14 protein-coding genes and 1 other annotated feature are annotated in these 16,524 nt (G+C 37.6%); of the genes, 2 read left to right on the forward strand and 12 right to left on the reverse strand.

Going from position 1 to position 16,524, the window contains the following annotated elements:
- Positions 1–254 precede the first annotated feature (254 nt).
- Complete coding sequence (locus tag AC0KUU_RS16765) at positions 255–830, forward strand: GNAT family N-acetyltransferase (RefSeq protein ID WP_013055419.1); 576 nt, start codon at positions 255–257, stop codon at positions 828–830.
- Positions 831–1,112: 282 nt separating this feature from the next.
- On the opposite strand, the gene AC0KUU_RS16770 is transcribed toward AC0KUU_RS16765, so the two are convergent.
- From AC0KUU_RS16770 to AC0KUU_RS16790, 5 genes are all read right to left on the reverse strand, one after another.
- Positions 1,113–2,030 carry an ABC transporter ATP-binding protein gene (locus AC0KUU_RS16770; RefSeq protein ID WP_020465427.1) on the reverse strand — a complete coding sequence of 306 codons (918 nt, stop codon included), beginning with the start codon at positions 2,028–2,030 and terminating at the stop codon, positions 1,113–1,115.
- 1 nt (position 2,031) lies between these two features.
- Positions 2,032–3,102, reverse strand: a complete 1,071-nt coding sequence (locus AC0KUU_RS16775) for an ABC transporter ATP-binding protein (protein WP_016763049.1) — start codon at positions 3,100–3,102, stop codon at positions 2,032–2,034.
- A gap of 14 nt (positions 3,103–3,116) precedes the next feature.
- Positions 3,117–4,043 (reverse strand): ABC transporter permease, encoded by a 927-nt coding sequence (locus AC0KUU_RS16780; protein ID WP_013055416.1) that lies wholly within the window; start codon positions 4,041–4,043, stop codon positions 3,117–3,119.
- Between the two features lie 2 nt (positions 4,044–4,045).
- Entirely contained in the window at positions 4,046–4,981 is a 936-nt protein-coding gene (locus AC0KUU_RS16785) for an ABC transporter permease (RefSeq protein ID WP_013055415.1), read from the reverse strand.
- A gap of 97 nt (positions 4,982–5,078) precedes the next feature.
- Positions 5,079–6,725, reverse strand: a complete 1,647-nt coding sequence (locus tag AC0KUU_RS16790) for a peptide ABC transporter substrate-binding protein (protein ID WP_043980478.1) — start codon at positions 6,723–6,725, stop codon at positions 5,079–5,081.
- A 666-nt stretch (positions 6,726–7,391) separates the two neighbouring features.
- Positions 7,392–7,596, forward strand: a binding site (T-box leader).
- 76 nt (positions 7,597–7,672) lie between these two features.
- Between AC0KUU_RS16790 and trpS the strand changes: the two genes are divergently transcribed.
- Positions 7,673–8,662: a tryptophan--tRNA ligase gene (gene trpS / locus AC0KUU_RS16795; RefSeq protein WP_116733220.1), complete on the forward strand. Its 990-nt coding sequence runs from the start codon at positions 7,673–7,675 to the stop codon at positions 8,660–8,662.
- Between the two features lie 29 nt (positions 8,663–8,691).
- On the opposite strand, the gene AC0KUU_RS16800 is transcribed toward trpS, so the two are convergent.
- The 7 genes from AC0KUU_RS16800 to AC0KUU_RS16830 all read right to left on the reverse strand — a co-directional run bounded on the left by AC0KUU_RS16800 (position 8,692) and on the right by AC0KUU_RS16830 (position 16,449).
- The gene (locus AC0KUU_RS16800; RefSeq protein ID WP_016763046.1) at positions 8,692–9,441 is read right to left on the reverse strand and encodes a YjbA family protein; all 750 of its coding nucleotides are present in this window, start codon (positions 9,439–9,441) and stop codon (positions 8,692–8,694) included.
- Positions 9,442–9,740: 299 nt separating this feature from the next.
- A complete protein-coding gene (gene opp4C / locus AC0KUU_RS16805; RefSeq protein WP_043980484.1) occupies positions 9,741–10,655 on the reverse strand; it encodes an oligopeptide ABC transporter permease in 915 nt (304 codons plus the stop codon).
- Between the two features lie 11 nt (positions 10,656–10,666).
- Entirely contained in the window at positions 10,667–11,632 is a 966-nt protein-coding gene (gene opp4B, locus AC0KUU_RS16810) for an oligopeptide ABC transporter permease (protein ID WP_013055410.1), read from the reverse strand.
- Between the two features lie 28 nt (positions 11,633–11,660).
- Positions 11,661–13,400 (reverse strand): oligopeptide ABC transporter substrate-binding protein, encoded by a 1,740-nt coding sequence (gene opp4A / locus AC0KUU_RS16815; RefSeq protein ID WP_013055409.1) that lies wholly within the window; start codon positions 13,398–13,400, stop codon positions 11,661–11,663.
- A 43-nt stretch (positions 13,401–13,443) separates the two neighbouring features.
- Positions 13,444–14,427, reverse strand: coding sequence for an ABC transporter ATP-binding protein (locus tag AC0KUU_RS16820; protein ID WP_016763042.1), 984 nt, complete (start codon positions 14,425–14,427; stop codon positions 13,444–13,446).
- Positions 14,427–15,449, reverse strand: a complete 1,023-nt coding sequence (locus AC0KUU_RS16825; protein WP_322551728.1) for an ABC transporter ATP-binding protein — start codon at positions 15,447–15,449, stop codon at positions 14,427–14,429. The genes AC0KUU_RS16820 and AC0KUU_RS16825 overlap by 1 nt, the downstream gene beginning before the upstream one ends.
- Positions 15,450–15,675: 226 nt before the next feature.
- Complete coding sequence (locus AC0KUU_RS16830; RefSeq protein ID WP_060746425.1) at positions 15,676–16,449, reverse strand: DUF2268 domain-containing putative Zn-dependent protease; 774 nt, start codon at positions 16,447–16,449, stop codon at positions 15,676–15,678.
- Positions 16,450–16,524: the final 75 nt, after the last annotated feature.

Here is a 16,524-nt window from a genome sequence, read left to right on the forward strand (position 1 = left end):
CAAAAATCACAAAAAATGCGATAGTTTTTTGTGATTTTCACAAATAAACTTACGATCTAAATATAATAAAAACCATTTTTTACATTATATGTTCTTATTCCACTATAGTTATCTAACTATTAAGAATAATCAATCGATTATTCTTCTATATTTTCAATTATAGATGCTTACTTTTCCCTAAAAAGGGTAAAGATAAGATAACTGTTTAAACACTATTATGAACATCATCATGAAAAGATCAGTAGGAGGGTGCTATGAATTGGTATGAAAAACTAAGTCAATATTTTCCCATTGAAGAAATGAAATCAAAGAAGCATATCGAAACGCTTTTACAAGAACGCAGCGATATTTATCATAAAAACGAAGGACCTCATCACGTATTAATGTACGTGGAAACAGACCAATTTATCTTTATTGATTACCTCTTTGTTTCAAAAGACGCTCGAGGTCAAGGGCTTGGCGGTAAATTAATTGATGAGTTAAAACAGCATAACAAACCAATTATCTTAGAAGTAGAGCCTGTAGACTATAAAGATTCAGACTCGGCAAAACGACTGCATTTTTATAAACGTGCAGACTTTAAGCATGCTCAAACAATTGGCTATAACCGCCGGTCATTAGCCACAAATGAAATTAACCAGATGGAAATTCTATATTGGTCTCCTACTTCTGAAACAGAGGAAAGCATTTTAAATAAAATGAAAAAAACGTACGAGTTAATTCATACGTACAAAGACAAAGAAATATATGGTGCGTCTTATCAGCCGGCAGATCAAGTATTAAAAATTGACAAAAATCGTAAAGACGGCGATATCTTAGCAGATTTATAAAAAGAAGGTAGACGCATGTCTACCTTCTTTTTATAAATCTTGAATTATTATTCAATAAAAAACATTATTAATCACTTATATTCCTTTAGTTATAAGGTTTAAGCATAGATATTTTGTCTTAAATATAAAATTCTGAAAATTTTCAATAGTATTTTTCAATCCTTTACTGTATAATACCTGTAAAGCGCTAATGTTACTTGTTCTTACATGTTTTTTGCAACTTGAAGCTTAGTGTTCTTTGATAACTAAATAAAAAACGACCTCGTTGTGAGATCGTTTTTGTTATGTTGTATATGTGGCAAATTCTGCTTGAGAACAAGACACGTAGTGACCGGGAGATACTTCTCTAAGCTCCGGTTCTTCACCGTTATAGTCATGGATACTTGGATCATAAATTTTGCGCTGACGCGTTTTTTCACTGTCAGGATCGGGAAGCGGAATAGCTGAAAGTAACGCTTTTGTATATGGATGCACAGGGTTTCGATAAAGTTCATCACTTGGTGCAAGCTCTACAATCTTACCTCTGTACATAACGCCGATACGGTCACTGATGTATTTTACCATTGACAAATCATGGGCGATAAATAAATATGTGAGTCCACGTTCACGCTGTAACTTCTTCATTAAGTTAACAACTTGAGCTTGTATAGACACGTCCAACGCTGAGATTGGTTCATCTGCGATGATAAAATCAGGTTCTACTGCCAGTGCTCTTGCGATACCGATACGCTGACGCTGGCCGCCACTAAACTCATGTGGATAGCGATTTGCATGTTCTTTGTTAAGCCCCACTGTTTCAAGAAGCTCGTGAACTTTTGCCATACGCTCCTTTCTCGTCTTAGCTAAACCGTGAATATCAATGCCTTCTGCTATGATATCTGCTACGGTCATACGAGGGTTAAGCGACGCATATGGATCTTGGAAAATCATTTGCATTTTACGATTAAATTTTTTAAGCTCTGAGCGAGATTTGCGACCATGTACATTTTCGCCATTAAATAGTACCTCACCGCTAGTAGCGTCATATAAACGAATAATCGTTCTCCCTGTCGTTGACTTTCCGCAACCGGATTCACCTACAAGCCCTAATGTTTCTCCGCGGAAGATGTCAAACGTCAGACCATCAACTGCTTTAATTGTTCCTTTACTTGTGAAAAAATGTTGTTTTAAGTCTTTAATCTCTAATAATTTATCTGTCATGTTATTCACCATCCTTCGCTACGAGTACAGGTGTACTGTATACATTGTCAACTTTACGCATGCGGCGCTGAACTGAAGCAGGCGGCTCTACTTTTGGTGCATCGGGATGTAACAGCCATGTTTTCGCATAGTGCGTATCAGATATTTTGAACATTGGAGGTTCTTGCTCAAAATCAATTTTCATTGCGTATGGATTTCGCGCTGCAAATGCATCTCCTTTTGGAGGATTCGTTAAATCTGGCGGCGTTCCAGGAATAGCAGCCAGCTCTTCTTCTGCCTCGTTATCTAAGCTTGGCATAGAAGCTAGCAGTCCCCACGTATACGGATGTTTTGGATCGTAAAACACTTCATCCACTGTGCCCATTTCAACAATTTGACCAGCGTACATAACGGCTACTCGATCTGCTACATTTGCTACTACACCAAGATCATGGGTAATAAAGATAATAGAGGTATCCGTTTTTTTCTGAATGTCTTTCATCAGCTCTAAAATTTGGGCTTGAATTGTTACATCAAGCGCCGTTGTTGGTTCATCAGCGATCAATAGCTTCGGATTAGAAGCAAGAGCCATCGCAATGACAACACGCTGTCTCATCCCGCCGCTGAATTCATGCGGATATTGATTCACACGCTGTTCTGGAAAAGGAATTCCTACAAGCGTTAATAACTCGACTGCCCGTTTTTTCGCTTCTGCTTTAGACACTTTGGAATGCTTAATTACGACTTCGCCAATTTGAGCCCCAACTTTCATCGTTGGATTCAAGGAAGTCATCGGATCTTGGAAGATCATACCGATATCTTTACCGCGAATAGCTTCCATTTCTTTATCCGTTTTCTTAGCTAAATCAATGCCGTCAAACAGCATTTCACCGCTTTTGATTCGGCCAGGAGGCATCGGAATAAGGCGCATGATCGTTTGTGAAGTTACACTTTTACCAGATCCTGACTCACCAACAATTGCTAAAGTTTCACCTTTATTTAAGTGGAAGTTAACGCCGCGAACAGCTTGAACTTCTCCGCCATATGTTTTAAATGATACAGCTAAATTTTTTACTTCTAATAAACGTGACATATGAGTCCACTTCCTTACTTACGTAGTTTTGGATCTAACGCATCTCGTAATCCATCACCAATTACGTTGAACGCTAAGATTGTTAAACAGATAAACAAACCTGGGAAAAATAAGCGCCAAGGATAGTATTCCAAAGCAGGTAAGCCTTCTGAAGCCATTGTTCCCCAACTTGCAAGCGGTGCCGGAACGCCTAGTCCCAAGTAGCTTAAAAATGCTTCTGTAAAGATTGCTGAAGGAATCGTTAGTGTCATTGTTACTAAAATTGGACCTGTTGCATTAGGAATAAGATGTTTAAATAAAATACGTTTTGTTGTTGCTCCTAATGTTTGTGAAGCCATTACGTACTCTTGGTTTTTTAACTGCAATACTTGTCCACGTACAATACGGGCCATGTTAATCCAGCCGGTAATAGTCATCGCCAAAATCATCGTGCCTAACCCTTGGCCAAGCATAACCATTAAAATAATAACGAGTAAAAGGTAAGGAACACCATATAAGATATCCGCAACACGCATCATTGTTTCATCCGTACGGCCACCGCGGTATCCAGAGATGCTTCCCCAAACTACGCCGATAAATAAATCAATTAAAGCTGCTGCTAACCCGATAAATAATGAAATACGCGCGCCTTCCCACGTACGAGCAAAAACATCACGCCCTAATTCATCTGTACCGAACCAGTGCTCAGAAGATGGAGCCTGATTAGCATTCAATAAATCATTGGTTGCATAATCATATTTCACCATCAATGGACCAAATATAGCCATAAAAACAAGGAGAACCATTAGTACTACCCCAAACATAGCAAGCTTGTTTTTGCGAAAACGAATAAAAACATCTTGCCAGAATGAAAGACTCGGTTTTTCAATCTTTTCTGCCTGAGCGCGGTCAATCCCTGCTGTTTCAAACATTTCTTTAGGAATTTTTGGAAGTTGCTGCATAGTTACTCTCCTTTCTTAGCACCTGTAAGTTTAATTCGAGGGTCAATGAATCCGTATGCAATATCTACAAGCAAGATACAAAAAAGTAGTAAAATACTGTAGAACACCGTTACGCCCATAATCGTTGTATAATCTCGGTTTGAGATACTGAGTACAAAGTGTGAACCTAATCCCGGGATACCAAATATTTTTTCAATAACAAAGCTACCTGTTAAAATCCCTGCTACTAAAGGTCCCATATAGGATACGACTGGAAGCATCGCATTTCGCATGGCGTGCTTAACTGTAATCACGCCTCTGCTTAAACCTTTTGCTTTCGCTGTACGAATATAATCATTGCTTAATACTTCAAGCATACTCGAACGAGTTAATCGTGCGATAAACGCCATAGGGGTTGAAGCAAGCGCGAGAGCTGGTAACACCGTGTGTGCCCAAGATTCCCAGCGTGCAACCGGAAAAATTTGTAGTTTCATAGCCAGAACGTATTGTAATACCGCTGCCATGATAAAACTCGGAACTGAGATTCCTAGAACTGCAATAACCATCGCCGTATAATCTTGCCACTTATTATGTTTTAAAGCAGCAATAACACCAAGTACTACACCAATAGCAATTGCTATTAAAATAGCTTCCATCCCTAGCATGAATGAAACAGGGAATCCGCCGTTAATCAAATCATTTACCGTTTGGCCTTTATATTTGAAAGATGGACCAAAATCCCACTTTAAAATTGATGTTAAATAATCAAAGTACTGATGGTACCAAGGCTGGTCTAAACCGTAATACTGATTTAGATTTTTTTGAATTTCAGGGGGAAGCTGCTTTTCTGATGTGAATGGACCTCCTGGAACAGCACGCATTAAGAAAAAGGTCGCTGTTACGATCAGCCATAATGATAGAAACATATAAATAAGTCGTTTTCCTATATATTTGAACACCCTGACACACCTCCATATTTTTACAAAATCCGCGCACAAGAAAGAAAAGTATATGGAGCACCAGGCCCCATATACCCTTTGTCACAATTGATGTTACTTACTCAAAATGAGCCCACTTAATCTGAATGTCTCCAAGTCCAGACATCACAACATCTTTCAGCTGCTTGTCTTGTACCCAAGCGTTTGTGTAGAAGTAGATTGGTGCCACTGGCATTTCATCCATAAAGATACCTTCTGCTTTTTTCAACATTTCCAGACGTTTTTTAGGATCTGTTTCTTTTTGAGAGTCAATTAATAACTTTTTATATTCTGGGTTTTCCCAGTTTGTATCATTATTTCCGCCTTTTTTATCACGGAACAATTCTAAGAAGTTGATTGGGTCGTTAAAATCTCCTAACCAGCCCATACGTCCAACTTGATAATCTCCTTGGTGTAACTTTTCAATGTAAACAGCCCACTCAGAGTTGTCTAACTGTACTTTAATGCCAAGGTTTTTCTTCCACATATCTTGAACAGCTTGTGCAATTTTTGCATGTTTTTCATCCGTGTTGTATGAAACCTTAATTGCTGGTAGTTCTGAAGCATCTTTAAGGCCCATTTCTTTCAAGCCTTTTTCTAAATATTCTTTTGCTTTTTTCACATCATTGTCTTTGAAGTAACCTTTTTTGTTATCTTCAAACATTGTTGGTGGTACAGCCGCCATCGCTGGAACTGAACCGTCTTTTGTAATTTGTTCTGTAATACCTTTACGATCAATTGCATAAGCTAATGCTTTACGAATGTTCACGTTGTCTAAAGGTTTTTGTTCTGTATTAAACTTGTACCAGTAAGTACCTGCAATCTCTTGAATGTTTAATGAACCGTCTTTCTTTAATTCAGGAAGTGCATCAGCTGGTAATTGACCAGTAGGCATACCCGCCCAGTCTAATTCACCGTTTTTGAACATTGAAAGTTCAGTGTTGTTATCATTGATCATGTACATTTCAACTTTTTTAAGTTTTACAGCATCTTTATCCCAATAGTTTTCATTAGGAACTAACTCGATTTTGTCATTATGTTTCCAAGCTTTAAGCTTGAAAGGACCGTTTGACGTATAGTTTTCGCCTGCATTTGTGTACCATTTTTCATTTGATTCAGCAATTTTCGTATTCACTGGGAAGTACGTATAGAAAGCTGTTAATTCTAAGAAATATGGCGTTGGGTTTTCTAATGTTACTTCAAGCGTTTTATCATCTGTTGCTTTAACCGCAACATCATCTAATGAACCTTTTCCTTCATTAGCAGCTTGTGCATTTTTAACATAGTATAATTGATATGCATATTGAGATTCGTTTTTAGGATCTAACGCCCATTTCCATGCATATTCGAAATCTTTTGCTGTTACAGGGTCACCATTTGACCATTTTGCATCGTCGCGAATTGTAAACGTATATTTAGTTTGATCATCGCTGACCTTCACATCTTTCGCCATTGCATTTTCAGGTTTTCCATCTTTACCGATACGAGTTAAACCCTCAAATGTTTGTAATAATACGTTTGATGACGTTGAATCATTAGCTAAGCCTGGGTTTAATGAAAAAGGCTCAGTTTTAATGTTTACGCGAAGCTCTTGCTCTTTTTTCTTTTCGCCGCCATCACTGCTAGCATTTTCACTGCCACCAGATTCTTTGTTAAATCCACATGCAGCTAAAAACAAGCTCATTACAAGCAGCAAACTGAAAAGAATCGACAACCTTTTCTTCATTGCGTGTTACCCCCTATTAAATTTTGTTTGTGTGGCAACCATATTTTTTTGATATGTACTAATTTCTTAATCCTCTTTCAATACAAAATAATCAGTTATTTTTTCACGTAGTAGAGCATTAAAGACCTCACTGCAAAATTATTCTTCTACTCTATGAAACTGTCATCAATTGTTTACATGCTGTAAATCCAATGTATGCGCTTAATATGTAGAAGACTCATTCATTACAAAATTCGCTAATTGAAACAAAACATTGTCTATTTTGTGTTTTCTGAAAAATTAAGAAATTGTAATACCTTTGTAAAAAATATGTTTGTTACGCCTATTATAAATATTTTAAAAATTTATTGCAATACTATTATTTAATGGTATTTTTTTGTCATGAGGGAAAAAACCTTATCTTATAAGGATTGTGCCTACTTGTCAGACTTCTAAAATCTTTTTTGTAGTATAGGTATTACGATAGTATTACAAAGCCATTAGAAATATTAAATAAAAGATTTTTACCAAATCCTCCACCAAATTTTCATTAAGAAATGCTTTAATTAAAAGGTTCTTGTCTTTTTTTGCCGCTGAAAAATTCCAGTAAATTGTCTTATAAAACTTTTTAGCGATAAGATGTTTAAATTCCTGCTTTTTCGCGTTATAATAACGAATAACTATATAATTAAAGCTGTGAAAAAGAGTAGTATGCAGAATTTTCATTTTTAGAGAGTTTGTGGCTGGTGAGAACAAACATTGAAACCTGCAGAATGGACTTTGGAGCTTTCAAGTGCAAAGCTTGAACGTTGACCTCAACGTTACATGAATAAAGATAGTTCACAATTATGTGTGCTAATTAGGGTGGCAACGCGGTCCATTCGCCCCTAGCTTATGCTAGGAGCGGATGGGCCTTTTTATGTTGTATCCGTAAATTAGCATCATATATGTGCAGATGAAAGGAAGATTTGATGAAAACAATTTTTTCAGGTATTCAACCAAGCGGTACAATCACTTTAGGTAACTACATTGGAGCGATGAAGCAATTTGTTGAACTTCAACATGACTATAACTGTCATTTTTGTATTGTAGATCAGCATGCAATTACAACGCCTCAAGATCGTTTAGCACTTCGTAAAAACATTCGAGGCCTTGCTGCTCTGTATGTAGCGGTAGGAATTGATCCAGCAAAATCGACTTTATTTATTCAATCGGAAGTGCCTGCCCACACAGAAGCGGGATGGATGTTACAGTGCGTAGCGTATATCGGTGAACTTGAACGTATGACTCAGTTTAAAGATAAGTCCGCTGGAAAAGAAGCAGTATCAGCAGGATTACTAACTTATCCTCCATTAATGGCAGCGGATATTCTTTTATACAACACCGATTTGGTTCCAGTTGGTGAAGATCAAAAGCAGCATTTAGAATTAACGCGTGACTTAGCTGAGCGCTTTAACAAAAAATACAATGATATCTTCACTATTCCTGAAGTACGTATTCCAAAAGTGGGCGCACGCGTCATGTCTCTTCAAGATCCTACGAAAAAAATGAGCAAGTCCGATCCAAACCAAAAAGCTTTCATTACGCTTTTGGATGACGCTAAAACAATTGAAAAGAAAATCAAAAGTGCCGTAACGGATTCAGAAGGTATTGTTCGCTACGATAAAGAAAATAAGCCAGGTATTTCAAACTTATTAAGTATTTATTCAATCCTAGCCAATAAATCGATCGAAGACATTGAAGCGATGTACGAAGGCAAAGGTTATGGTGACTTTAAAGCTGACACAGCCAAAGTGGTAGCTGAAGCACTTGCTCCAATTCAAAAAAGATATTATGAATTAGTTGATTCTAGCGAGCTAGATGATATTTTAGATCAAGGTGCCGATAAAGCAAATGCAACGGCTAATAAAATGCTTCGCAAAATGCGAAACGCAATGGGAATTGGCCGTAAACGTTAAAAAAAACGACTGCTATGCAGTCGTTTTTTTTAATTAACTTTTGGCTCTTGTTCAATTTCCCAAAGTTTTTCAAAGAAAGGTTGTCCTTTTACTAAGCGCTCGCATAATAATTTATGCTTCGGTGACCACCCTGACTTCGTTTCATCGTATAGCTGACTCCACACGTCTTGAAACGGCATCTCTTGAATGTCTTCGTACTTCGTTGGATTCCACTCCGTGTACCAGTAGCGGATTTGAGCTGTATTTTTTGTTGTATGTAGCTGATCAAGTGCCATAAATAACAGCTGTTTTAGCTGACGTTCTTTACGTGTTAGTCCTCTCATCGTTTCAGGAGACGGTGAAAGAATATGATGCTCTTTTTTATTCAGCTCGTCTTCACTGAACTTATATTCTAGCTCTTCTTGATCCGCAATCATCTCATAGACTAACTGTTCCTGTCTTGGAATTAAGCGGCTTTTTCGAATTGGAATATGATATCCCATCGTATCAATTGCTAAAATATTCGTTCCATCTGTAACAATAAAACAATATTCAACCTGCGTGCGTTCATGATTTTTCCGAATGTATGCTTTCTGATAGACATCTTGTAGTAGTTGTTGAGGTAGCTCGGAAAGATCATTTTCAATGTAATGAAATAAAAGCGGATTTACTTTTAATAACGGTGCTTGATCGAGCAGTTCTACACAATCGTCTTTTCTCCACTCATGGAAATGACACACATTATAACCGTTTTCTTCGCCTTCAAACCAATTAACCCATACATCATGAAGATATAGCATAATTTACCCCTCACTTACTATCTGTTTGTTATCCATCAGTATAGGCAGAGAAAGGAATTTTTATTCCAAATGATGTTATTTTTCTAAAAATTAATTGTAAAATGCCTTCGTTTTTGGCTATTATTCAAATGCACTTGTTTCGAAGCTCAGATATAACGCCAGTGCTAATGATTGCTAAAGGCTTCATGAGCTATATTCACACCTATAAGCAAAAAAAATCCGAGTTTCTTCTATAGTAATAGGTTTGTCAGGAGGTCTGACAAACCTAAAAAAATCTATCACACTTTTGTGATAGATTTTTAACGAAGAGATTTGGGATTCAAAGCATCTTTTAATCCTTCACCAATGAAGTTGATAGCTAGGATCGTAAATGTAATAGCTAAACCTGGCGGAACCCACATCCAAGGCTTATTCTGCAGCACATCTGATTCCCTTGCTTCTGTCAGCATATTCCCCCAGCTTGGCGTATCAGCCGGCACGCCAAAACCGATAAAGCTAATCGCTGACTCAAACACAATAAGGATCGCCATCTGCAAACTGGCTTGAACCACAATTGTTGAAAACACATTTGGCAGCAAATGTTTAAAGATGATTTTAAACGGGCTGCACCCAATCGAAACGGCTGAAAGCACATATTCATTTTCTTTTTCAGCCAAGATTTTGCTTCGAACCAGCCGGGCCGTACTTCCCCAGCTTAAGAAACTAACAACTAGGATGAGCGTCCAAACGCCTGAGATCTTTCCAATTAGGATTGTATTTAACACTACAACGAAAACAATTAGCGGAAAGTTTAATACAAAGTCTGTAAAACGCATTAAGAATTGATCCACTTTGCCTCCGTAATAACCCGCAATCGAACCAATAAAAGTTCCGATTAAAATAACGAGTGTTGTACAAGCAACTCCAATCAGTAACGAAGTTCTTCCTCCATACAATGTACGTGCAAATACGTCTCGTCCATTTGTATCCGTTCCAAACCAATGCTCACTAGAAGGCGCTGCATTCATCGCCATATAGTCGATACGTGTAATATCTGCTTTTGTAAGCAGCGGTGCAAAAATGGCAAGAAGCGTAATCACAATCATGAAAGCTAAACTTATCATGGCTAGTTTATTTTTAACAAACTTCTTTCGCGCAATCGCCCATGGAGAAAGGTTTTTAGGAGCTTTCATATTCACTTCTGGCTGTACATCTTTTTTCGTTACAATTTCCATACTTTCTCCTCCTAATCCAAACGAATACGCGGATCTGCTACGCCGTATAACAAATCAGCAACCAGATTCCCAACCAGTGTTAAAATTGAAAACAACATTGTAAGCGACATCATAACTGAGTAGTCACGAGTTGCTACAGAGTCAACAAACAATTTTCCAATTCCTGGATACGTAAAGATCGTCTCTGTAATGATAGAACCGCTAATGATTGTTACAAGATCAAATCCTAAAAACGTAATAAGCGGAATCATTGAGTTGCGTAAGATATGAACATTATAAATTTTAGATTCTTTTGTCCCTTTTGCTCTAGCAGTGCGCACAAAATCTTTGCGACTGTTTTCAATAATATCATTGCGCAAAAACTGGGTATACTGCGCGGTCGACATCAAGCCAAGAATCAGCGCGGGTAATATAACGTGATGAATTCTACTTTGAATAAATTCCCATGATCCCTCTTTCAATCCTACTTCAACAGAACCGCTAAACGGAAACCAACCTAACTGAAAGGAAAATAAATAAATGCCTACGATCCCTGCAATAAACGATGGAACCGCTAATGCAAAGTAATTATATCCTGCAATAAAGTTATCTGCTAAGGTATACGGTTTTCTTCCTGCATACATACCTAAAATAAATGCAAACACATACGTAATCAAAAGCGAAGTCAAAGCTAAAAAGATAGTATTAGGCATACGCTCTAAAATAATATCTAATGTCGGTAACTTATGAGTTGTTGACTTTCCTAAATCTCCTTGTGCCACTCCCTTTACCCAGTTCCAATATTGAACGTAGATAGGATCGTTATATCCTAGCTTATCACGCATTTCCTCAATGTATTTTGGATCTGTATTACTAGGGTTGATTTCTCCCCCAAAAGGGTCCCCTGGCATCATTTTTGCCAGGGAAAACACAACAAAGGAGATCAGAATCAACATTGGAATCATCCCTAAAATACGTCTTAGTGAGTATTGCAGCATGGTTGACTCTCCTTTACATGTAAAATACTTATTCCGTTACAGACCATTTCTCCGGATCTACAACTACCGTTGATGGATCTAGAGTTACGTTTTTCACACGCTTATTCACAGCATAAATATTGATATTTTCCCATAAAGGAAGTGCTGGCAGCTGCTCATTAAAGAATTTTTGCCATTTTACATATACATCTTTACGGTATTTATCATCAAATGATTTTTCACTCAAACCGTCTTTAAGCATTTCATCAGATTCCTTATTTACCCAACGGCCATAGTTCCATTCAGCATCAGAGCTCCATAATCCTGTAGGATCTGGATCGGAACCAGTGTCCCAAGAACCAAAGAATGCTTCTAACGCCTTATCGTCGTTATCTTTCATTTCATTGTACAAGTTAAATTCAACAAGTGAACCCGTTGCTAATTTTGTTTTAATACCAATATCATTCCATGCTTGCATAATAGCCTTCGCACGACCCTCGAAGTTGGCTGGACCAGCATAGTGACCGAATGAAATCGTAAATGGTTTTCCGTTTGGATCTTCTACAAAACCGTCATTATTCTTGTCTTTATAACCAGCTTCAGCTAATAATTTTTTAGCTTTTTCAGGACTATACTTGTACTTTGTTAAATCTTTTTGGTCAGCAGCAATCCAGAATACAGACGGAATAACTGTGTTAGAAACAACCGCTTTGTCGTTCATAAATGCTTTTACCATTGCTTTTCTATCTATTGCATAAAGCAATGCTTGACGAAGTTTTAGATCTTTGAACTTTTCGTAATCATCTACGTTTTTACCAGCTTTTTGATCACGATGTCCAAATCGTAGACCAATATACGAATAACTAGTTGATTTCCCTTCCAAAAAGTCTAAGTTTTCTGCTTTTTCAACTTGCCCTAGATCAGCTGGGCGAACATCCATAATGTCGACATCGCCTTTTTTCAATGCTCCGGCGGAAACAGATGGATCCAGTACTTTTACAACAACACCATCAAGGTGAGGTTTACCTTTCCAATAATCATCATTACGTTCCATTTGGACATATTCACTTGCTACTACTTTTTTCACTTTAAACGGTCCAACACCAATAGGCTCTTTACGAACTTGTTTGGACTCTGCAAGATCTTTTACAGCAATTCCTTCGTAATACTTTTTCGGCATTGGATACGGCCATAGATTGTCTAAGTTATTTACACGAACTTCTTTAAACGTTACTTTAAATGTTTGTGGATCTACTACTTCAACTCCGGAAATAGAATCCGCTTTGCCGTCGTGATATTCTTGAGCGCCTTTAATGTGCTCAACGTTTACATAGCGTGGACCTGTATAGTCTTTATCGGCAATCGTTTCATACGTATATTTAAAATCATCTGCAGTTAATGGATCTCCGTTATGCCACTTAATCCCCTTTTTTAATTTAAACGTGTAAGTTAGTTTATCACCACTCACGTCCCAAGTAGCTAAGTCAGATTTAATTTTTAATTTCTTATCATAAGTAAAGAGACCTTCATTGATAAATTCCAATATTTGGCTATCATATGCACTACCATACAATGCGTACTCAAAAAGCCCTTCCGGCGCTCCGTCAATCCCATACGTAATCGTTCCGCCATCTTTTGGCTTGTCTGTTTTTGCACCTTCAGTTTTTGTTTCTCCGCCTTCTTTATTACTAGAAGATGAAGAACTGCTTCCACCGCTGCATGCCGCTAGAAAAAGCGATAGCACAAGCAAAATGGAAACAAGTGATAAAAACGATTTCTTTTTCATCATGACGTTCCCCCTATTTAACTAATAATCTGTTCGTATGTAGCTTTTACGAGTTATATAAATGGCAAGCTACTTGATGGCCAGGTCTCACCTCCTTTAAGGCAGGTTTCGTTTGGCTGCACTCCGCCATTGCATGTATACAGCGAGGATGAAACGCACAGCCTTTTGGCGGATCAATTGGACTTGGTACATCTCCCTGTAAAATAATACGCTGTTTTTTCTTTCGCGGATCTGGTTCAGGTATAGCCGATACAAGCGCTTGCGTATAAGGGTGCAATGGCTCTGCGTACAGACTTTTCTTATCAGCAATTTCCACTAAACCGCCTAGGTACATAACACCGATACGGTCACTCATATGTTTAACAACACTCAAATCATGGGCAATAAATAAAAAGGTTAGGTCGAATTCTTGTTGAAGTTCTTTTAGAAGGTTTAAAACTTGTGATTGGACAGAAACGTCGAGTGCCGATACCGGTTCATCAGCAATAATAAGTTTTGGACGAAGTGCAAGTGCACGTGCAATTCCAATCCGCTGACGCTGTCCACCGGAAAATTCGTGAGGATATTTATAGTATGCATCTTCCGGTAACCCTACTTTTGTAAGTAGATTCATAACTTCTGATTTTAATTGATTGGTTGATTTTCCTGTAAAATTCCGAATTGGTTCAGAAATAACATCTCCAACCATTTGCATTGGATTGAGGGAAGCATAGGGATCTTGAAAAACCATTTGAAAATCTTGTCTAATTTTACGGAGAGAAGTTCCTTTTGCTTCTGTGATATCTTTACCATCGAAAATAATTTTTCCGCTAGTTGGTTCCAACAGTCTTAGAATTGTTCTTCCTGCCGTGGATTTTCCACAGCCAGATTCTCCTACTAGACCGAGCGTTTCTCCTTTTCGAATAGCAAAAGAAATACCGTCAACTGCTTTTACATCACCAATTTTCTTTCGGAAAAATCCGCCGTGAATAGGATAGTAGGTTTTTAAATGCTGAACTTCTAGCAATACATCTTTCACTGCTTTAGTCATTAGCTTGTCTTCACTCCTTTTGACGGATAGCTATTTTTATACAGCAGACATGCGACATCATGCCCCTGTGAATCCTGGCGAAGAACAGGCGTAACGGAACTGCAGTCTTCCATTGCATGAGGACATCGGTTAACGAAACGACAGCCTGTCCGCGGCATGTTTACAAGAGAAGGCACAATTCCTTTGATCGTATTTAATACTTCTACATCATCTTCCATGCGTGGAATTGAGTGAAGAAGCGCTTTCGTGTACGGATGTTTTGGCGCATAAAATAACGTATCAACATCTGTATGCTCCACAATTTTCCCGCCATACATGACAATCACTTCATCACACATCTCAGCAACTACTCCTAAATCATGTGTAATCATAATAATAGACATATCATTGCTTTCTTGAATTTCTTTTAGCAATTCTAAAATTTGAGCTTGAACCGTAACATCTAGGGCCGTTGTCGGCTCATCAGCAATTAAAAGTTTAGGCTGACAAGCTACCGCCATGGCAATCATGACACGCTGCCTCATTCCTCCTGACAGTTGATGCGGATATTCATCGATGAGCTTTTCGGATCTCGAAATACCAACGCTTTTTAAAAGCGCAATGCTTTTTTCACGCGCTTCCGCTTTCGATATATTCATATGGTTAAACAATACTTCCTGCAGCTGATACCCAATGGTTAACACAGGATTAAGGGATGTCATCGGTTCTTGGAAAATCATTGAGATGTCTTTCCCCCGAACGTCATTCATCTCATCTTCTGATAAGTGCGTAAGATTCTTTCCGTTAAATAAAACGCTTCCGCTTCTAATTTGACTATTTACTTTAGGTAATAGCCCAATGACGGATAAAGACAATACGCTTTTTCCACAGCCAGATTCTCCTACAACCCCTATAATTCGCTTTCGTCTGACTTGAAACGACACGTCGTCCACAGCATTATGCCAGGAATCATTAATGGAAAAAGCAGTTTGTAAATTTTTCACTTCTAGTAAAGGTGTTGATTCGACGGGCTTTTTATCCATTTATAATGCACACCTCATTTTTCTAAAAATTGTTATATTTGAATAAGATATTATTACAATTTCATTACAAAATCAATATATTTTGAAAATTAATTATATTTTTTATTTTTAAAATAATGATTTCTGAATATCTCTTCGGCACTTTAACGCATAAACCTCCTAATTTTTTGTTGAAAATAGGATAAAATTTACTATTTTTAACTTTAGGTATATAGAACTTGTTTTTTTACAGTTGGAACGCAGATTTTTTTAAGATAGTATTGGTGCTAAGAGGAAGCAGCTCGGTAGTAGTTAAAGTGTGAGGCTTCATACATGAAGTAACAAGGTGATAACCAATATTGTAGCCCATCATTTCTGGATACCAATTTTGGCCGAATAACAGTTGATCATATTTCTTTTCGTCGGCGCGGAGATTGTAATAAGGTTTAACATGCTTTTCCCACATTTTTTTAGCTTCTTCAATGGTATAATAATTTGTCCACGGAGCTAAATATTTTTTACCACAATACTCCTCTACAGCTCTTTCAGCTAACCCTTCCATCATCATAGCGTCTAACAAAGTAATCGTTTCATCAGATTTATTAATGGCTTTTAGCCTGCAAACGTGATGGTATTCATGGGTAAGCACCGCTAACATTTCTTCATCGGATGTATGACTTGTCATAAACACAAATAATTTATCGGTAAAAGCGACACCTGCTCTTCCATTAAATTCACGCTGCATTTTTCGATTTCTAGGATTGCTTGGAAGCACTAGCACCGCTACATCGGGCCCATTCCATGCTTTTTTAAGCTTCTCATAATGTGCTTTAACTTTCTTCCAAACCTGTCTTTTCTTCATTTCTTCTAATTCTTTTATAAACATTAAAGAAGGCGGACACATTCCATAGTTAAAAAGTAATTCCATATATTCTTTTTCTTTTAATTTCTTAAAATAGCGCGCAAGATAACGGCTTATTTCTTTCGGCTCCGTCCAAGTAGAAGTTGAAACAATCGGCATGTTTTCCCCTCACTTTCTTCTTCCTTTTGTTTCATGATATGTTCACAGCTACTCTTTTGGTTATTAAAAATAAAA

The organism is Priestia sp. ST2 (assembly GCF_055810735.1).

Coding starts and splice junctions, on each gene's coding strand:
- AC0KUU_RS16765 (WP_013055419.1), top strand. CDS start 255: ATGAATTGGTATGAAAAACTAAGTCAATATTTTCCCATTGAAGAAATG.
- AC0KUU_RS16770 (WP_020465427.1), bottom strand. CDS start 2,030: ATGACAGATAAATTATTAGAGATTAAAGACTTAAAACAACATTTTTTC.
- AC0KUU_RS16775 (WP_016763049.1), bottom strand. CDS start 3,102: ATGTCACGTTTATTAGAAGTAAAAAATTTAGCTGTATCATTTAAAACA.
- AC0KUU_RS16780 (WP_013055416.1), bottom strand. CDS start 4,043: ATGCAGCAACTTCCAAAAATTCCTAAAGAAATGTTTGAAACAGCAGGG.
- AC0KUU_RS16790 (WP_043980478.1), bottom strand. CDS start 6,725: ATGAAGAAAAGGTTGTCGATTCTTTTCAGTTTGCTGCTTGTAATGAGC.
- AC0KUU_RS16800 (WP_016763046.1), bottom strand. CDS start 9,441: ATGCTATATCTTCATGATGTATGGGTTAATTGGTTTGAAGGCGAAGAA.
- opp4C (WP_043980484.1), bottom strand. CDS start 10,655: ATGGAAATTGTAACGAAAAAAGATGTACAGCCAGAAGTGAATATGAAA.
- opp4B (WP_013055410.1), bottom strand. CDS start 11,632: ATGCTGCAATACTCACTAAGACGTATTTTAGGGATGATTCCAATGTTG.
- opp4A (WP_013055409.1), bottom strand. CDS start 13,400: ATGATGAAAAAGAAATCGTTTTTATCACTTGTTTCCATTTTGCTTGTG.
- AC0KUU_RS16820 (WP_016763042.1), bottom strand. CDS start 14,427: ATGACTAAAGCAGTGAAAGATGTATTGCTAGAAGTTCAGCATTTAAAA.
- AC0KUU_RS16825 (WP_322551728.1), bottom strand. CDS start 15,449: ATGGATAAAAAGCCCGTCGAATCAACACCTTTACTAGAAGTGAAAAAT.
- AC0KUU_RS16830 (WP_060746425.1), bottom strand. CDS start 16,449: ATGCCGATTGTTTCAACTTCTACTTGGACGGAGCCGAAAGAAATAAGC.